Below are 16770 nucleotides of genomic sequence, written 5' to 3' on the forward strand. Positions count from 1 at the left end.
CGCTGGCGTGAGCGACAATCCTTATCACGACGACAAGGGCAACAAGGACGCCTCAATCACCAACACACATGGCGTCGGCACCATGACCCCCGCCCATCGCAAAAGCGGTGAGACGCATAAGGTCGAGGGCGGCCCCTTCCTGATCGGCGACACTATGACCGGCGGTTACGGCAAAGGGCCCGACATTCTGCATGACTGCACCATCGCGGTCGATAAAGGCGAAATCGCCGTGATCGTCGGCCCCAACGGCGCAGGAAAATCGACCGCGATGAAGGCGGTCTTCGGAATGCTGGACGTCCGCGCCGGAGCTGTTCGACTGGACGGCGAAGACATCACCAAACTGTCGCCGCAAGATCGGGTGATTAAGGGCATGGGGTTTGTGCCACAGACGTCGAACATCTTCACCTCGATGACGGTGGAAGAGAACCTTGAGATGGGTGCCTTCATCCGCCGCGACGATATTTCGGGAACGATGGAGCAGGTCTATGACCTCTTCCCGATCCTGCGCGACAAACGCAATCAGGCGGCCGGAGAGCTATCGGGCGGTCAACGCCAACAGGTCGCCGTGGGCCGCGCGCTGATGACCCAACCTAAGGTGCTGATGCTGGACGAACCCACCGCTGGCGTCTCGCCCATCGTGATGGATGAATTGTTCGATCGGATCATCGAGGTGTCGCGCACCGGGCTGCCGATCCTGATGGTCGAACAGAACGCCCGCCAGGCGCTGGAAATCGCGGACAAGGGATATGTGCTGGTTCAGGGACGCAACGCCTATACCGGCACGGGCAAGGAACTGCTGGCCGATCCCGAAGTGCGCAAGAGTTTCTTGGGAGGGTGAGCGTGAAGATAACTGCAGCATTCATCATCGCCTCACTAACCAGCGCTGCTGACGCCGAAGCGTGCCTTCTAAATGAAGTCTGTGAACACGAAGAAGAGTGCGTCGGTTCAACATTCGATGTCGAGTTCGTTGGCAATCCGCGCAATCAAGTTCGAAGTAATTTCGGGGAATTCAGAATTGATGGCACGTCCGCGACCGATGAAACGACTTCCACGTTACGCCTTTCGACTGGAACAGAGTATGTGGTCACATCTCAAAACTCATTGATGATTGCTTCTCAAAAGAAAGAAAATAGCAACGCGGTCGTGTACTTTGTACGAACACCACCATCAACGTTGACGGCTACGCTCGATATCGTTGCGCAGAAATATGTCGATTACTCAAATACCTTTAATGCGCGTCGCGTATTTGAAGGCGATTGCGAGCAGGAGTTTTAATGGACTTCCTCAACGCCCTTGTGGCGCTCTCCAACTTCGTTCTTGTTCCCGCAATCGCCTATGGCAGCCAGTTGGCGCTGGGTGCATTGGGAGTGACGCTGATCTATGGCATCCTGCGGTTCTCGAACTTTGCCCATGGCGATACGATGGCCTTTGGCGCAATGATCGCGGTTCTGGTCACGTGGGGCCTGCAAGCCGCTGGGGTCAGTTTCGGGCCGCTTCCGACCGCTCTGCTCGCCCTGCCCTTTGCCATTCTGGGCTGTATCGTTCTGGTGCTGATCACCGACCGGCTGGTTTACAGGTTCTACCGCGAACAAAAGGCCAAGCCGGTTATTCTGGTGATCGTGTCGATGGGCGTGATGTTCATCATGAACGGGATCGTGCGGTTCATCATCGGCCCGGATGACCAGCGCTTTTCGGACGGAGAGCGTTTCATCGTCTCGGCGCGTGACTTCAAAGCGATGACCGGCCTGCGTGAGGGGCTGGCGATCAAGACCTCTCAGGGCATCACCGTAGTTGTGGCCGTTGTCGCCGTTGCGCTGCTGTTCTGGTTTCTAAACAAAACACGCACCGGCAAATCGATGCGGGCTTATTCGGATAATGAGGATCTGGCCCTACTCTCCGGCATCAACCCGGAACGCGTGGTGATGATCACATGGATCATCGTTGCCGCGCTGGCGACCACTGCAGGTGTGCTCTATGGCCTCGACAAAAGCTTTAAGCCCTTCGTCTATTTCCAGCTTCTGCTGCCGATCTTTGCCTCGGCCATCGTGGGTGGCTTGGGCAATCCATTGGGCGCCATCGCGGGTGGCTTCATCATCGCGTTTTCCGAGGTGACCATCACCTATGCGTGGAAAAAGGTACTGACCTATCTGGCCCCTGAAAGCCTTGAGCCCTCGGGCCTGGTCCAGTTTCTGTCCACCGACTACAAATTCGCCGTCAGCTTCGTGATCCTGCTGATTGTGCTGCTGTTTAAGCCCACGGGCCTGTTCAAGGGGAAAGCGGTATGACCGAGACTGTCAAGAATACGCTGCTTTTCGTCGTGGTGGGCAGCCTGATCCTGCTGACCGGGTTCACGCAAAGCTGGAACTCGGCCATCCTGATCCTGAACATGGGGCTGATTTCGGCCATCATGTCCATCGGGGTGAACCTGCAATGGGGCTTTGCGGGTCTGTTCAATGTCGGCGTCATGGGCTTTGTCGCGCTGGGCGGGCTAGCGGTTGTGCTGGTTTCCACCCCACCGACGCCGGGCGCATGGACCGGCGGGGGCTTTGGCGTCATCCTCGCGCTGCTGCTGGGGGCCGCGACGGTTGTGGCCGCTGTGATCACCGCGCAGAAGATGCCCAAAGGGCGGGTGCAAACCTTGGCGATCATCGGCATCCTGATCGTCGGCTTCTTTGTCTACCGCGCCATTTTCGACCCCAACGTCGCCTCAATTGAGGCCATCGACCCCGCCGTCGCGGGTAATATCGGAGGTCTGAACCTGCCCGTTCTGCTTGCTTGGCCCGCCGGAGGTCTGCTGGCTGCAGGTGCCGCCTGGTTGATCGGGAAAACCGCGTTGGGTCTGCGCTCGGATTATCTGGCGATTGCGACGCTGGGTATTGCCGAGATCATTATCGCCATCATGAAGAACGAGGACTGGCTGGCCCGCGGCGTCAAGAATGTCTACGGCATCCCGCGCCCTGCGCCTGTGGTCGGCTATGAGGTCGAGTTGCAAGCAGATCCCGGATTCATCGCCCGCGCCGAATGGCTGGGTCTTGATCCAGTCACGGCCTCGACGCTTTCGGTCAAGCTGGGCTATTCGCTGCTGTTCACCATAGTGCTGCTGGTCCTGCTTTGGATGGCACAGATGGCATTGAAAAGCCCATGGGGACGGATGATGCGCGCCATTCGCGACAATGAAGTTGCAGCCGAGGCGATGGGCAAGGACGTCACCCGCCGCCATTTGCAGATCTTCGTTTTGGGCTCCGCGATCTGCGGTATTGCGGGCGCGATGATGACCACACTGGACGGGCAGCTGACGCCGGGCACCTACAATCCGCTGCGCTTTACCTTCCTCGTCTGGGTGATGGTGATCGTCGGCGGCTCGGGCAACAATTTCGGCGCTGTTCTGGGCGCGTTCCTGATCTGGTTCCTGTGGGTCCAGGTCGAGCCGATGGGCCTTTGGCTGATGAACCTGATTACTTCAACCATGCCCGAAGGCAGCGCATTGAAGGCGCATCTGATCGACAGCGCTGCCCATATGCGCCTGTTCACCATGGGTTTGATACTGTTGATCGTCCTCAGGTTCAGCCCACGCGGATTGATACCAGAAAAGTAACAGTTATCTCAAAAGCGACGAAACCGTGCCTCTTTTCAGGCGCGGTTTCTTGATCTAAGCGCACTGTCCGTCTAGACGGGGTACAACCAGTTTGGCATTGGCCGAAATCCCACGCGTTTACGGGAATTTAGAAAATCCGTAGAATGATGCGACCACCCTGTTGAGTATAAAAGAGTTCACATGACTTCGACGCTGACCAAATCACTGCTGCTGCTTCCTCTGATCGCCGGATTGGCAGCTTGCGTTCCAAGCCCGGAAGATTTTGAAACCACACCGGTCAAAGTCCAAACTCCGAAGGGTGAAGTTACGTGCCAACTGTACCGCCCTGATCGCGTCATTTGGGACCGCGCGATTGATTTCCCGGCCACCAAAATGACGGTCCCCGAGGCGGACGCCTATTGCAAGCAAGAAGGCCAGCGCCGCCTTAAGGGATAAGCCCGTCGCCGGAGCGGTCCGCGACTGTCCCCGGCCCTACCTGCTTTTGAACAACCCGCCCAGAATGCCGCGCACGATGCGGCGGCCTGTTGTTCCTTTGAGTTCTTTGATGACCGCCTCGCTCATGGCGGAGGCAAAGCTGTCCTTCTTGCGCATCACGCGTGAGGATGACCGCCCAACCCGGCTGCCGGAGTATCTGCGTGCCGTTGCGAATTCCCGCTCGGCCACGGATTGGGTTTCGATTTCTTCCTCGGCCTTTTCTGCCGCCTGAGCGGCCGCATCTGCGCGGGTCTGAAGGATTTCAAAGGCCGATTTTCTGTCCTTCAGCTCTCGGTACTTCGCCTCCATCGACGAAGCGGCAACAATGGCTTGACGCTCAGCCTTCGTGATTGGCCCCAACTGAGACCCCGGCGGACGAATCAAAGTCCGCTCGACCACGCCAGGTACGCCCTTTTTCTCCAGCATCGAAGTGACCGCCTCGCCTACGCCGACCTCGCGGATCGCGGCTTCGGTATCGAAAGCGGGGTTCTCTCGGTAGGTCTCCGCCGCCAGACGCAAGTTCTTGCGGTCGCGCGCGGTGAAGGCCCGCAGCGCATGTTGAACCCGGTTGCCCAATTGGCCCAGAATATCTTCGGGTATGTCGGCGGGGTTCTGGGAAATGAAATACACCCCCACGCCCTTGGACCGGATCAGGCGTGCGACTTGTTCCACCTTGTCCACCAAAACCTTGGGTGCATCTTCGAACAGAAGATGCGCTTCGTCGAAAAAGAATACCAGTTTAGGCTTGTCGGGGTCGCCCACCTCGGGCAGTTCTTCGAACAATTCGCTGAGCAGCCACAGCAGGAACGTCGCATAAAGCCGGGGCGACCCCATCAGCTTGTCCGAGGCGAGGATGTTCACGACTCCCTGCCCTTGCGCGTCGGTGTGCATAAGATCAGCCAGTTCCAGTGCGGGTTCACCAAACAGGTTCGCGCCGCCCTGATTTTCTAGCACCAGCAGCCGCCGTTGGATCGCACCAATCGAAGATGTCGAGACATTGCCAAACCGTAATGAAAGCTGGCCTCGGTTCTCTCCCACCCAAACCAGCAGCGATTGCAGGTCCTTGAGGTCAAGCAGTGGCATCCCTTCGTCATCAGCCACACGGAAGGCAATGTTCAGGATACCTTCCTGCGCCTCGCTGAGGTCCATCAAGCGCGATAACAGCAGCGGACCCATCTCGGTTACAGTGGTGCGGACGGGATGACCCTGCTCTCCGAACAAATCCCAGAACGTGACCGGACAAGCGCCATAGCTATAGTCCGAAAACCCGATTGTCTGGGCGCGATCCTGAAACGCCTGATGAAGTTTGTGCGCTGCGCTGCCCGCCTTGGCCAACCCCGAAAGATCGCCCTTAACATCCGACAAAAATACGGGCACCCCGGCCTGCGAGAAACCCTCTGCCAGAATTTGCAGAGTCACTGTTTTTCCGGTCCCGGTCGCACCTGCGATCAGCCCGTGGCGGTTGGCGTATTTCAGCGTCAGGTTTTCCGGTTCGCTGTAGCCATCCCCGGCTCCGCCCAAAAAGATATTGTTTTGCATATGAAATTTGCCCCAATTTCCACCGGTCTGAGGGCAGCATACAAATTTAACAAATAACTGCGATAGTCTATTCGCCGCCTGTAACCAAACCGGAAGCAGGCGGCAGACTTCCTCCCTGTCGACTGGCCGCGCCTTTGGGCGCGGCTTTTTTCACGAAAACCGCCGAAGTGATCAATTTTTCAGGTTAGCAGTTGACCGCCGCGATTCCCTTTCGTAACGTCTGCGCATAACTAAGTCGGCCAGTCCGACGGGGAGAAAATTATAGAAAAGGGAGCCGCTCCACCGGCTCCCTTTTTTTGTTGCTCCAACGATAGTTTTCATCTGTGGACAGGCAAAAATCCGATCACATCAACGCATTTTCTTGGCATAGTGCCTGACACCCTGCCGGAACAATGTTAGACCGTGCAAAAAGCGTATCCACAGAACCGAGGCGTTCATGATCAAGAAACTTCTCACTCTCAATGTTGTTGCCGCCATGCTTTGGGCCGGGGCGGTCGCGGCGCAGGAAAATCAAGCCGACACTACAACTGCTCCCCAGACTCAGGCTGGTGCGGATTTGGATCTTGGCGAGGAAGGACCACGCGTAGGTAGCCGCTACATCAAAGAAGAGCACGGTGATTGGATGATCTCGTGTGTGAAGACTGAAGCAGGTGAAGATCCCTGTTTCCTCCGCCAAATTCTGGCCGGTGACCAGGGGCAACCCATTGCTGACATCACTATTCAGAATCTGCCCGAGGGCTCTCCCGCTGCCGCCCGAGCAACGGTCGTAGTTCCGCTTGAAATCCTGTTGCAGGCACAGCTTGCTCTGTCCATCGACGGCGCACCTGGCAAGCGGTACAACTATCACCATTGCAACCCGGTCGGATGCCTCGCACAGCTTGGGTTCACTCAAGGTGACATTGACGCAATGAAAGCAGGAACAACGGCAACGCTGTCGTTGGTGTCTTTGTTGGCACCGACTCAGTTGTTGGAAATGGAAGTGTCGCTGGCCGGATTCACCGCTGGTTTTGATACGCTTGAGCCAGCGCAAAACTAACCGAACCGCCGGAGCGCGCTGTCAGAAGACAGCGCGTTCCTTTTAGACTTGCCTTAGAGCAAGAACAGCATTCAGGCCACCAAAGGCGAACGCATTGCTCAGCGCAACTTCTACCTTGGCTTTGCGGGCTTCGTTCGGAACCACATCCAAAGCGCATTCCGGGTCAGGTTCCTCATAGCCGATCGTAGGCGCAATCACGCCGTCACGCAGTGCCATAATGCAGGCCAACAGTTCTACCGCGCCGGTACCGCCGATCAGGTGTCCATGCATGGATTTGGTGGACGATATCATCAGATCATCCGCATGCGGACCAAAGACATCCGCCACTGCCGCGCATTCGGTCTTGTCATTGGCCGCCGTGCCGGTTCCGTGCGCGTTGATATAGCCCACCTGATCGGCATTGATCCCACCATCCGCCAAAGCGCCCGAAATTGCGCGAGCCGCGCCTTGTTTGCTGGGCATCACGATATCTGCGGCGTCCGAAGTCATGGCAAACCCCACCACTTCACACAGGATCTCGGCCCCACGCGCGCGGGCGTGTTCGTACTCCTCAAAAACAAAGACACCTGCGCCTTCGCCCTGAACCATACCGTTGCGGTTTGCGCTGAACGGACGGCAGGCGTCTTTGGACATGACCCGCAGCCCTTCCCACGCCTTGACGCCGCCAAAGCACAGCATGGATTCCGCTCCACCCGTCAGCATCGCCGGGGCCGCGCCGCTGCGCACCATCTGGAACGCCAGAGCCATCGCGTGATTTGACGAGGCACAGGCGGTCGAGACCGTAAAGCTGGGCCCTTTGAGGTTATGTTCCATAGATACGTGGCTGGCCGCCGCGTTGTTCATCAGCTTGGGCACGACAAAGGGGTGAACCCGGTTCTTACCGTCCTCATAGACTGAGCGGTAATTGTCATCCCAGGTCGACACGCCGCCACCGGCTGTTCCCAAAACAACGCCTGAGCGCGCCGCTAGATCGCCATGAAATTCGATCCCAGACTGTTCGATTGCTTCTTTTGCCGCCGTCAGGGTGAACTGCGTAAACCGATCATACAGGGTCATCTGTTGGCGGTTGAACCGGCCCTCGGCCTCGAACCCGCGCACCTGACCGCCAATCTTGATGGCAAGGCGCTCGACATCGCGGAACTCAAGTTCGGAAATTCCGCAGCGCCCTTCGCGCATCGCCTCAAGCGTCGCCGGAACGGAGTGGCCCAACGAGTTGATCGTGCCCGCACCGGTAATAACAACGCGTTTCATGATCCTGCGTCAGACCTTTTCCGACACGAGCTTTTCGATACCGGCGATGATCGCAGCGACATTCGAGATGTCAAAATCGCTGGCTGTCGGCTCGTTGGCATTGAACGGGACTGAGATGTCGAACTCTTCCTCAATGGCGAAGATGCTTTCGACCAGCCCAAGGCTGTCGATCCCCAGATCTTCGAGCGTACTTTCGGGCGTCACATCCGAAGGGTCCAGCACGGCCTGTTCGGCGATGATGGCGATGACGCGATCGGTGATGCTCATGTCGATCCTCTGATTATCCCGTTGAGGGTGATTTAATCACTCGGCGACTGTTTGAAAACAGCCTTTTTCAACGCCTCTACGTCACGGGCCATGCGCGGCAGGCGGCGTTGCGCTTTGTAAATGTCCGTATGAGATTCCATTTTTATTCCCGGATAACCCATGATGACACGGCCCGCTGGTACGTTGGACAGGATCTTTGTGCCACCGCCTGAGATCACGCCATCGCCAATAAAAATATTGTCGACCACACCGGTCTGACCGCCCAAAACGACGTTGTTTCCAATCTCGACCGAGCCTGACACACCGGTTTGCCCGCACAGCAAGCAATCGCGCCCCACGCGGGTATTGTGGCCCACATGGACCAGGTTATCCAGTTTCGAGCCGTCGCCGATCCGGGTATTGCGGATCGTACCATTGTCGACAGTGCAGTTGGCGCCAACTTCGACATCATCACCGATCTCGACCGCGCCAAGTGAGTGAATGCGCAACCAGCTTTGGGCCCGTGCGTCGCCCTTGTCGCCCATGGTCTTGCGCACGTTTTCAACGTCCGACACCTCGGGCGTGACAAAGCTGAACCCGTCGCCGCCGATACGCGCGCCGGGTTGCGCGGTAAAGCGGTCTCCGATCTGTGCGCGGGCACCGATGCTGACCATTTCGCGCAGCATGGCATTCTGACCCAGAACTGCATCCATCCCGACCACACAATGCGCCCCGATAACCGACCTCGCGCCGATTTTCGCCCGAGCGCCGATCACCGCCAATGGGCCAATCGAGACGTCTTCGCCGATCTCTGCCGTTGGGTCGACAACGGCAGACGGGTGAATGCCGGGCGCAATCCCCTGCCCCCGGTCCAGCATCGCGGTGATCCCCGCCATTGCCATCCGTGGACGCGGAACAAAGATGGCGGCCTGCAACCCCATGGCCTGCCAATCCGCACCTTCCCACAACACGGCCGCGCGGGCCGCGCCGTTGCCCAAAGCCTCGGCATATTTGGGGGACATTGCCATCGCCAGATCATCAGGACCTGCATCCGCCGGTTCCGCTGCGCGCGCGATGATCAGGCTGACATCGCCCTGACATTCCGCTCCAAGGGCATCGGCAATCTGCTGAATGGTATAGTGCATGTCGGGTTCCCCGGATTAAGGCCTAATCCGGTGATTACCCCTGAACGTCCGGCAGGGCCACCCCCGCTTTCTGCAAAGCGTCCCAGATTTTCTGATCTCGGCTGTAGACGTCACGGCGATACTGAACCTCGCCTTTGGGGCCGATATAGGCCGTGCGATAGATCAAATGCACCGGGACGTGCTGTTTCAGAGGCACCGTGGTTTCCTTGCCGGTTGCCAGAACCCGCTGGAAAAACGCCCTTGGGTTTTCCTCCTGCTTGGCCAGCAACGCGTAGGCAAACTCAAAGGGTTGCGCCAGCCGGATACAGCCATGCGAAAACGCCCGCGACTCGCGCGCGAACAGAGATTTCTGGGGCGTATCATGCAGATAGATATTGTACTGGTTGGGGAACATGAACTTCACCAACCCCAACGCATTGCTTTTGCTGGGCGGCTGACGCATCGCAAACGGGAAGTTGCGCGCGGTGAATTGGGTAAAGTCCACTGCGCCCCGGTCAATCTGCCGCCCACTGCGATCAGTGATATGTATATGGTTCACCGCATTCGGGTTCGATTGCAGCTGCGGCAGGTATTCTTTTGTGATGATCGAGCGTGGTACATACCAACTTGGGTTGATGACCATATGCTCCATCTCATCCGAGAATTCCGGGCTGCGGCGATCGTGAACGTTCTTTCCAATGACCGCACGCGTTTCAAACGTCACCAAGCCATCATCAACGATCTTGGCCGAGAAATCCGCCTGATTGACCAGAATATGCCGCTCGCCCCGCTCGCGCGGCAACCAGCGTTCCCGCTCCAGCGCCACGTAGACCGCCCGCAGCCTGTCTGAGGCTGAGCGGTTCAGTTCAGTAATCGTCCCCTGCCCCGCGACCCCGTCCGAGGCTAATCCGTGCGCAGTTTGGAAGTCCTTCACAGCGGCAAGCATCGCGTCATCAAAGCGCGGGCTGGCGGTGGGTTTCAGATAACCCATGGCAACCAACCGGTTGCGCAGCTTGATCACATTGGGACCGGTATCACCAAGTTCCAGCTTGTCCTGAGGCACAGTCGCACCCCATCCGCCCTGATCGATCAAAGCTTTCAAGGCCACTTTCTGCTTCATCAATGCCCGATACTGGGCGGTCTGCGGCGCAAGTTGATCAAAATAGGCCGCGTTCTCGGACACGACCCCTTGCAAATGATCCACGGTCGAGCGGCGCTGTACCTTGCGCACCAACCCCTCATCGATATCCGCAGGCCGGAGCGCTCCGGAATAAAGGTCATTTGCATATGCGATAAAGGCCCGGCTCAGCGCCATTTCGACACCGCCCAGATCCCGGACCGAACGGGCCTCTTGCATCTTGGTCAACAGCGCCTCGACGTTATAGGCATCGGGCAGGCCGTGCATATGGGCAGTGGCCAACGCCTGAATCAGGCTCGCACGACGCGTCGCATGTTCTGGCGTCTCACCCACCCAAATCGGTGTAAACCCGTTCGCGCGGTAAAAATCAGCAATCTCCGACCCGGACGGAGCAGATTCGGCCACGGCCATCTGAAAGGCAGTGGCCGGTTTGTCGGGAGTGTTGGCCACGCCGGTCGTGGCCGCCAAGCAAGCAGCAAGAGCGAGAACACTGGATGCACGAAAAAATGCTCGCATGGGATAACCTTTATTCTTCAACACTCTACGCGCGCCTGTATCCACGCCGAACAAATATGCTGGCCGGTCGACGGGCTTGTCCATTCACAAATACATCACATCGATGCTTCTTTACCCGCCTGATGCGCGTTTGCATCGACCACAGTCCCGCTCACCCTTGGCGCCTGAAAATTATACGCATTTGTGTCATCTGCGCAAAAAACTGCCGAAAATTCCCCCTTGAAAAGATGAATATGAAAGACTTCTTGGCTGGATTTTGCGTCTGTGCCATAAAACCCGTACTTGGGATGGGAAAAAATTAAGAACGCGCACGTAACATCGTGTGCAGGCAGGAACAGTACGGGACGAACATAAAATGACGACGAGCAGTTCCTCGGGTATGACCCGGCGGGCCCTATTGGGCGCATTTGCGGCAACGGCAGTGGTTGCAGCACCGACATATTCCAACGCAGCAGGTTTCCTCCGCGGTGGCGGCGATATTCGTCGTATCCGTATGTATTCCGGTCGCACCGGCGAGCGTATCGATATGATATATTGGGTCGATGGGAAATACATCAAGGATGCTGTCAAAGAAGTGAACCACTTCATGCGGGACTGGCGGACGGATCAGGTCAAGGACATGGACCTGCGCACCATCGACATCATGGCGGCCTCACATAACCTGCTGGACGTTGACGAACCCTATACGCTGCTGTCCGGCTACCGCTCACCTCAGACCAACGCGATGCTTCGATCCCGGTCGCGCCGTGTGGCCAAGAACTCACTTCATATGAAGGGTCAGGCCGCTGACCTGCGCTTGTCGTCGCGGTCAGTCTCGCAGATGGCCAAGGCCGCTATGTCGTGCCGTGCGGGGGGTGTGGGCAAATACTATCGTTCGAATTTCGTACACATGGATTGTGGCGATATCCGTAGTTGGGGCGGGTAAGCACCAACATAGAAAACCAACCCGTATTCTCGACCGCCGGCCCCCAAGACCCGGCGGTTTTTTCTATGTGTGCGCATCCCCTGTTCGGACTCAATCGACCGGACGAGCGAATAGGAAAATTCAAAGGAGAATGGCGCACCTGAGAGGATTCGAACCTCTGGCCTCTGCCTTCGGAGGATTTAATAGTACCTATCCGAAACATGCGATAGAGCACGTCTTTATACGATAAAGCGTTGAAAGACATTGCTTTTCTAAAGCGCTCCGCCGAAGTCTCTATCCAAATACAGGTCGCGATTTCCGCCCTACTGCTTACGCAGTGCTTACGCGGGACCGACCGGAAAGGTGCGACTTCCCATGCCAAAACTCACCAAGCGCGTCGTGGATGCGGCCGAAGCTCGAGAAAAAGACTACGTCATCTGGGATGACGAACTGCCCGGTTTCGGGCTGCGCGTCTTCAAGTCAGGAAAGCGCAGTTACGTTCTTCAGTACCGGGCTGCTGGTCGATCGCGCCGCTACAGTATAGGGCTTCATGGTATCTGGACGCCGGACACGGCGCGGAAGGAAGCTAGAGTCCAACTCGGCAAGATCGCACAAGGCGAGAACCCAGCCGAAGCCAGGCAGGCTGACCGCAACGCGATGACGGTGAGTGAGCTTGCTGAACGCTACATCGAAGCGATGGACGCTGGCCTGATCATGGGCAAAGGCGGTCGCCCCAAGCGACCATCAACGATCTATGTGAACAAGGGCCAACTGCGTGGGCACATCATACCCCTGATTGGACAGCGCCGCGTTCAGGATCTGACCAAGGCCGATGTGACGAAAATGATGAACGACGTCATCGCCGGGAAAACGAAGGCGGTGAGGAAAACGAAGAAGCGCGGCAAGTCCATCTTGCGGGGCGGCCGAGGCACGGCCAGCAAATGTGTAGGTCTGACCGGCTCGATGCTCACCTATGCCATCAGCATGGGGATCATCGAACACAATGTAGCTCACGGTATAAGAAAGCCTAAAGATCAAGTGCGAGACCGCAGGTTGAGCGAGGACGAATTTCGCGCACTTGGACGCATGCTGAACGAAGCGGAAAAAGACGCCGACCTGGCATGGACCGTCGGCATCACCCGCCTCTTGGCTCTAACAGGCTGTCGCCGTGGTGAGATCATCTCGCTGAAATGGAGCGAGGTGGACTTCGAGAATAGCTGCCTGCGCCTGGAAGATTCTAAAGAAGGCGCTTCCGTCCGACCAATTGGCCTGCCGGCCATCGAATTGCTGGAAACACTCCGCGAGACAGCAACAACCGACTTCGTCTTTCCAGGCAAGCGCGGGGCGGACACCTATGGCGGACTGCCAAGGCAATGGCGGAAGATGTTTGGCGATTCTGAATTGTCAGACCTCACAGCTCACGTATTGAGACACAGCTTTGCCAGCATCGCGAATGATCTTGGATTTACCGAGAGTACGGTCGCCACGCTCCTCGGTCATGCCACCCACTCGATCACGAGCAAGTATATCCACTCACTCGATAGCGTGCTCGTCATGGCGGCCGATACGGTGGCCGGATACATACATGGGCTGCTTGACGGTGCCCAATATGAACGAACTGTCTATGCGCTTGATCGGACTGCGCGGCGCGAAGCTCTTTCCAGATTCATTGCTCAATCGAGCGCATAGCCCGACAAAATATCCTTCACATGAAGCACCGGAAATCAAACACTTGGTCCACGAGCTCCGGATTTTGCTGAATGATCTCGGCAAAGCGGCCCGAGTAAACCATTGTTACCGGAAGCTTCTTATAGAGTGTATTGTTGTTCCAATCCATTTTGGTCAACGCAAGGATACCGCTGACAGTTTCATGCCAGCCTCCATCTCCAGAGAAACGTCGCAGCAATAGCGGCGACGGCGTTGGTTTAAGGGCACCCTCTTTGTAGACATTGTAGCGTGGATTTTGCAGCTGAACGCCTAGGACACTGCCTTGCGACCAAGCGAGTGCCTCAGATGATGACACTGGCACGTATGTCCCGCGTTCGACTGGGTAATTATAGGGTTTGGGCTTCTCAGCCGGATTGCCGTACTGCGCCGACTTTCCAGAGGTATATCGCAGACCTGTCCAATCAGTGGATTGGACAATCTGTACAAGTTCGACCTCCGTACCGTCATTGAAGCTATCGAGCGCCGCTTCAATCTCCTCCTCTTTGAATTCGGTGTTCTTGTGGATCGTAATTTTCTTCGGCGTCCTCCCGACATGGCCCGATTGATAGACATGCAGGCTCTTCGCCAGAACCGACTGCATCTCGAAATAGGAAAGATACGGATTGTGACGGCGATCCTCAGTGAACTCCTTGGCATCGTAGGCCACAAACTGAAATCCCGTTCCGTCAGGATCAAACACTTGGCTGCAACAGGTCGTGTATTCCTGACCGCTACCGTCATTTTTTCGTCGTGTCGCGTAGCTGATGCCAATAAAGGCTTCCTGAGGATCAAGCCCTGTCAGTTTCCAAGGCTCGCCACGGGCTTTGGCAAATAGCGCAACAGACAAACCCCACATCACATTAGCCCTGCACGATCGATCAAAGCTTTCCTGGTTCAGTATCTGAATAGGAATGCCGGTCGGCGCGCAGTAGGCCTTGATAAAGTGGTGCAGATTGAAGCTTTCGCCTTCAAAGCAATCACTCCAGGCGCGCGGCAGGTACACCAAGGCGACATCGAACCTATGACGCTCTGCACGAAGCTTTATCACCTCGTTCAGCAAGGCGCGCGCCAAGCCCATCTTATCGCGCGCCGCCGCAAGCCGGTTCAACTCATCGGGCAGCGCAAAACGCATCGCGTCATCAACATCAGCAATCGGCGTGCGCATGAGAGTTTCGAAGCCTGGATACTCAGGATAATAGGCTGGCGCCTCTTTCGGCTTTGCCGGTGAGCCCAATTCACGGACTAGCCCGTCGATCCGGGCAAGGTCGGCTTGAGGAGCAACAACTGCGAATCGGACCACCGATGGAGCGCCGAATCTGAGACTGAATGGGCCGTGATTGATGAGACCGCGTAGAGGATGCCGGTCCGTCCTTCCACCATGAAAAACTAGCTCCGGTTCAGGAGCGATTGAATATGCTGGGAGCGCATCAGTCATGTCCTGCCTCTCTTCATCGCAAAACCTGTCTGCGTCGAGAAGCTGAACACTGGGTTCGAAAATCCCGTATCACCATCAAACGGCGAGAAGGTCACTTCGACATCTCTCCCCGCATGGTCCGACAGGATTCCGATCCAAGCCGAAAGTAGTCGATCATGTTTATCATTCCGTCGGTCAGCCTTGCGTTTATCCAAAAAGTTCGTTGCATGCTGGCGCGCAAACCTTGGCCATATCCAGACATCAGGTTTCAGAAGTAGCCAAAGCCGATTGTCCGCATAGCCAAGCGACATATGCACCGCCTCAGCGAAGTGAACTTGGTGAACTGCCTCATGCTCCTCAGTAGCCGGTAGGGACAAACCCGGAACGGATCCGGTCACCTTGCCGGTCTCGCGGTGCAAGTCCTCCAGGATGCCAACATCCAGCGCTTTATGATCAACGATCAAAGAGACTCCCGACCCCTGCCGCCGCTGGAGGAGCGGCCGCACCCGGCAGATCGCACGCGCCAGTCCCTCTTCGAGAAAGTTCTTAATGTGAAGCCGTGAGCCCGCTCGCCAGCCGGGATCGAACGTCATTTCACTCTTACCAAGAAACTCTGCACCAAAAGTATCTTCGATATCTTGTCGCCCACCCCAAGCCAGGACCTTGCCGTCAAAGGTGAGAATCGCACTGGTTTCCGGCTGTCGCTTGAGGTCGGCAATCGCTTCCCAGCTTGAGGTGGTCTTCAACTTTACCTCGGCACATGTCGTGGGGACTTTGGTCACTGGTAGGCCGTTGAACCGCAGAAGCGGCTTGGTTCCCTTCGGTTCCGGCACCGAGATTTGGACAGTCCCCGCTCGACCTTTGCGTACCTTCGCATCCAACCCTTCTGGCTGATTGGGAAGATTGCGCCACAGTCGAAGCATAACTGTGTCGTAAGTCTCAATGTCCACGAATTCGGCGCGAACCCCGACGGCCTTTGCGCCCTCCATAAGCGACGCGACGCCGTCAATCGGCGTCGAGCCCCGCATCTTCATCCAATAGAGTCCGTGCGGAAACGGGTTGGGCGCTTTCAATATGGCGTCGAACAGAGCCATCACGCTCTCGTCTCGGCCCGAGTATCCGGCGACCACAAAGCCGAATCGCGCCCCTGCCATTGTCATACATTGGGAGAGTTGCGCGTTCTGAGATGCCAGATCGGAAGACAAGTTCTTGATGCTGTCGTACTGAAAATCTCCATGCAGTTTGCAGTAGATAGGGAACTGCTCGTTGTTCAGCGCCGATACAACGTTGTGAGCGCCCTCAAGGTGGTAGGCTGACAACGGCTTCCCAGATATCTCCGCAACGGCCTTTTCGACAACCGGATCAAAATTGGTCGTGAACGCCATGCGGCACAAACCGCCAGCCAGCAGAGCGCCAAATACGCGGTTGCCTACGGCCAACCTAACCCGATCTTCCGCCAAAATACTCGAGATATAGTTCCGTTGACGCTCGCGATCTTCACCGAAAATCGTCTCAAAATACGTCGTGTATTCCTCAGAAGACCAGCGCTCTGGAAATCCGCGTGAACGCAAGTAGCCTTCAATTTGCGCCCTTACCGCGTCGTTCTGTAGATCTTTTGTCGAGAAGTTTTGGTTCTCCTCACTGCAATAATACCGTCGTTTCAAGTCTGTGATGATATCTTCTGCAGTCGGAAGATTGGCATTACGCGATGCGCCTGCCCCAAGGAACCATGAGAAGCTTTCGGGGCGCTCGCAAAATATTCGCGCAAACTCTGCTTGGTTCATAATATCTTGCCCAATACAATATCGAAGTAAACATAGACACGC

General features: G+C 56.7%; 15 protein-coding genes. 8 read left to right on the forward strand and 7 right to left on the reverse strand.

What is annotated here, in order from left to right; all coding sequences use genetic code 11:
• Window positions 1-7: 7 nt before the first annotated feature.
• From AC2FJ6_RS00755 to AC2FJ6_RS00775, 5 genes are all read left to right on the forward strand, one after another.
• Window positions 8-838 carry an ABC transporter ATP-binding protein gene (locus tag AC2FJ6_RS00755; RefSeq protein ID WP_170769848.1) on the forward strand — a complete coding sequence of 277 codons (831 nt, stop codon included), beginning with the start codon at window positions 8-10 and terminating at the stop codon, window positions 836-838.
• Between the two features lie 2 nt (window positions 839-840).
• Window positions 841-1275 (forward strand): hypothetical protein, encoded by a 435-nt coding sequence (locus AC2FJ6_RS00760; RefSeq protein ID WP_170769770.1) that lies wholly within the window; start codon window positions 841-843, stop codon window positions 1273-1275.
• Window positions 1275-2285 carry a branched-chain amino acid ABC transporter permease gene (locus AC2FJ6_RS00765; RefSeq protein WP_170769771.1) on the forward strand — a complete coding sequence of 337 codons (1011 nt, stop codon included), beginning with the start codon at window positions 1275-1277 and terminating at the stop codon, window positions 2283-2285. Before AC2FJ6_RS00760 ends, AC2FJ6_RS00765 begins: the two co-directional genes overlap by 1 nt.
• On the forward strand, window positions 2282-3595 hold the full coding sequence (locus tag AC2FJ6_RS00770; RefSeq protein WP_496668120.1) for a branched-chain amino acid ABC transporter permease: 1314 nt from the start codon (window positions 2282-2284) through the stop codon (window positions 3593-3595). The genes AC2FJ6_RS00765 and AC2FJ6_RS00770 overlap by 4 nt, the downstream gene beginning before the upstream one ends.
• Window positions 3596-3775: 180 nt before the next feature.
• Window positions 3776-4030 carry a hypothetical protein gene (locus tag AC2FJ6_RS00775; protein ID WP_170769773.1) on the forward strand — a complete coding sequence of 85 codons (255 nt, stop codon included), beginning with the start codon at window positions 3776-3778 and terminating at the stop codon, window positions 4028-4030.
• A 36-nt stretch (window positions 4031-4066) separates the two neighbouring features.
• Here AC2FJ6_RS00775 and AC2FJ6_RS00780 read toward each other — a convergent pair whose 3' ends face one another.
• A complete protein-coding gene (locus AC2FJ6_RS00780; RefSeq protein ID WP_170769774.1) occupies window positions 4067-5608 on the reverse strand; it encodes a helicase HerA-like domain-containing protein in 1542 nt (513 codons plus the stop codon).
• Between the two features lie 436 nt (window positions 5609-6044).
• Here AC2FJ6_RS00780 and AC2FJ6_RS00785 point away from each other — a divergent pair, with 436 nt between their 5' ends.
• Window positions 6045-6644: an invasion associated locus B family protein gene (locus AC2FJ6_RS00785; RefSeq protein ID WP_170769775.1), complete on the forward strand. Its 600-nt coding sequence runs from the start codon at window positions 6045-6047 to the stop codon at window positions 6642-6644.
• A gap of 42 nt (window positions 6645-6686) precedes the next feature.
• Here AC2FJ6_RS00785 and AC2FJ6_RS00790 read toward each other — a convergent pair whose 3' ends face one another.
• From AC2FJ6_RS00790 to AC2FJ6_RS00805, 4 genes are read right to left on the reverse strand one after another with little or no spacing between them, the layout of a single operon-like run.
• A complete protein-coding gene (locus tag AC2FJ6_RS00790; RefSeq protein ID WP_170769776.1) occupies window positions 6687-7895 on the reverse strand; it encodes a beta-ketoacyl-[acyl-carrier-protein] synthase family protein in 1209 nt (402 codons plus the stop codon).
• Window positions 7896-7904: 9 nt separating this feature from the next.
• Window positions 7905-8162 carry an acyl carrier protein gene (locus AC2FJ6_RS00795; protein WP_170786803.1) on the reverse strand — a complete coding sequence of 86 codons (258 nt, stop codon included), beginning with the start codon at window positions 8160-8162 and terminating at the stop codon, window positions 7905-7907.
• Between the two features lie 32 nt (window positions 8163-8194).
• On the reverse strand, window positions 8195-9286 hold the full coding sequence (gene lpxD, locus AC2FJ6_RS00800; protein ID WP_170769778.1) for a UDP-3-O-(3-hydroxymyristoyl)glucosamine N-acyltransferase: 1092 nt from the start codon (window positions 9284-9286) through the stop codon (window positions 8195-8197).
• A 34-nt stretch (window positions 9287-9320) separates the two neighbouring features.
• Window positions 9321-10919 carry a L,D-transpeptidase family protein gene (locus AC2FJ6_RS00805; RefSeq protein WP_170769779.1) on the reverse strand — a complete coding sequence of 533 codons (1599 nt, stop codon included), beginning with the start codon at window positions 10917-10919 and terminating at the stop codon, window positions 9321-9323.
• Window positions 10920-11274: 355 nt separating this feature from the next.
• Between AC2FJ6_RS00805 and mepK the strand changes: the two genes are divergently transcribed.
• Together mepK and AC2FJ6_RS00815 are read left to right on the forward strand one after the other, a co-directional pair.
• Window positions 11275-11844 (forward strand): peptidoglycan L,D-endopeptidase MepK, encoded by a 570-nt coding sequence (gene mepK, locus AC2FJ6_RS00810; RefSeq protein WP_170769780.1) that lies wholly within the window; start codon window positions 11275-11277, stop codon window positions 11842-11844.
• 354 nt (window positions 11845-12198) lie between these two features.
• A complete protein-coding gene (locus tag AC2FJ6_RS00815; protein WP_496668122.1) occupies window positions 12199-13512 on the forward strand; it encodes a tyrosine-type recombinase/integrase in 1314 nt (437 codons plus the stop codon).
• Between the two features lie 16 nt (window positions 13513-13528).
• On the opposite strand, the gene AC2FJ6_RS00820 is transcribed toward AC2FJ6_RS00815, so the two are convergent.
• Together AC2FJ6_RS00820 and AC2FJ6_RS00825 are read right to left on the reverse strand one after the other, a co-directional pair.
• Window positions 13529-14965: an argonaute/piwi family protein gene (locus tag AC2FJ6_RS00820; RefSeq protein ID WP_496668124.1), complete on the reverse strand. Its 1437-nt coding sequence runs from the start codon at window positions 14963-14965 to the stop codon at window positions 13529-13531.
• Complete coding sequence (locus AC2FJ6_RS00825) at window positions 14962-16728, reverse strand: SIR2 family protein (protein ID WP_496668126.1); 1767 nt, start codon at window positions 16726-16728, stop codon at window positions 14962-14964. Before AC2FJ6_RS00825 ends, AC2FJ6_RS00820 begins: the two co-directional genes overlap by 4 nt.
• Window positions 16729-16770 lie beyond the last annotated feature (42 nt).

It is taken from the genome of Ruegeria sp. CDSA089 (genome assembly GCF_059612205.1).

Coding starts and splice junctions, on each gene's coding strand:
- AC2FJ6_RS00770 (WP_496668120.1), top strand. CDS start 2,282: ATGACCGAGACTGTCAAGAATACGCTGCTTTTCGTCGTGGTGGGCAGC.
- AC2FJ6_RS00805 (WP_170769779.1), bottom strand. CDS start 10,919: ATGCGAGCATTTTTTCGTGCATCCAGTGTTCTCGCTCTTGCTGCTTGC.
- AC2FJ6_RS00775 (WP_170769773.1), top strand. CDS start 3,776: ATGACTTCGACGCTGACCAAATCACTGCTGCTGCTTCCTCTGATCGCC.
- AC2FJ6_RS00790 (WP_170769776.1), bottom strand. CDS start 7,895: ATGAAACGCGTTGTTATTACCGGTGCGGGCACGATCAACTCGTTGGGC.
- AC2FJ6_RS00820 (WP_496668124.1), bottom strand. CDS start 14,965: ATGACTGATGCGCTCCCAGCATATTCAATCGCTCCTGAACCGGAGCTA.
- AC2FJ6_RS00795 (WP_170786803.1), bottom strand. CDS start 8,162: ATGAGCATCACCGATCGCGTCATCGCCATCATCGCCGAACAGGCCGTG.
- lpxD (WP_170769778.1), bottom strand. CDS start 9,286: ATGCACTATACCATTCAGCAGATTGCCGATGCCCTTGGAGCGGAATGT.
- mepK (WP_170769780.1), top strand. CDS start 11,275: ATGACGACGAGCAGTTCCTCGGGTATGACCCGGCGGGCCCTATTGGGC.
- AC2FJ6_RS00785 (WP_170769775.1), top strand. CDS start 6,045: ATGATCAAGAAACTTCTCACTCTCAATGTTGTTGCCGCCATGCTTTGG.
- AC2FJ6_RS00825 (WP_496668126.1), bottom strand. CDS start 16,728: ATGAACCAAGCAGAGTTTGCGCGAATATTTTGCGAGCGCCCCGAAAGC.
- AC2FJ6_RS00780 (WP_170769774.1), bottom strand. CDS start 5,608: ATGCAAAACAATATCTTTTTGGGCGGAGCCGGGGATGGCTACAGCGAA.
- AC2FJ6_RS00815 (WP_496668122.1), top strand. CDS start 12,199: ATGCCAAAACTCACCAAGCGCGTCGTGGATGCGGCCGAAGCTCGAGAA.
- AC2FJ6_RS00765 (WP_170769771.1), top strand. CDS start 1,275: ATGGACTTCCTCAACGCCCTTGTGGCGCTCTCCAACTTCGTTCTTGTT.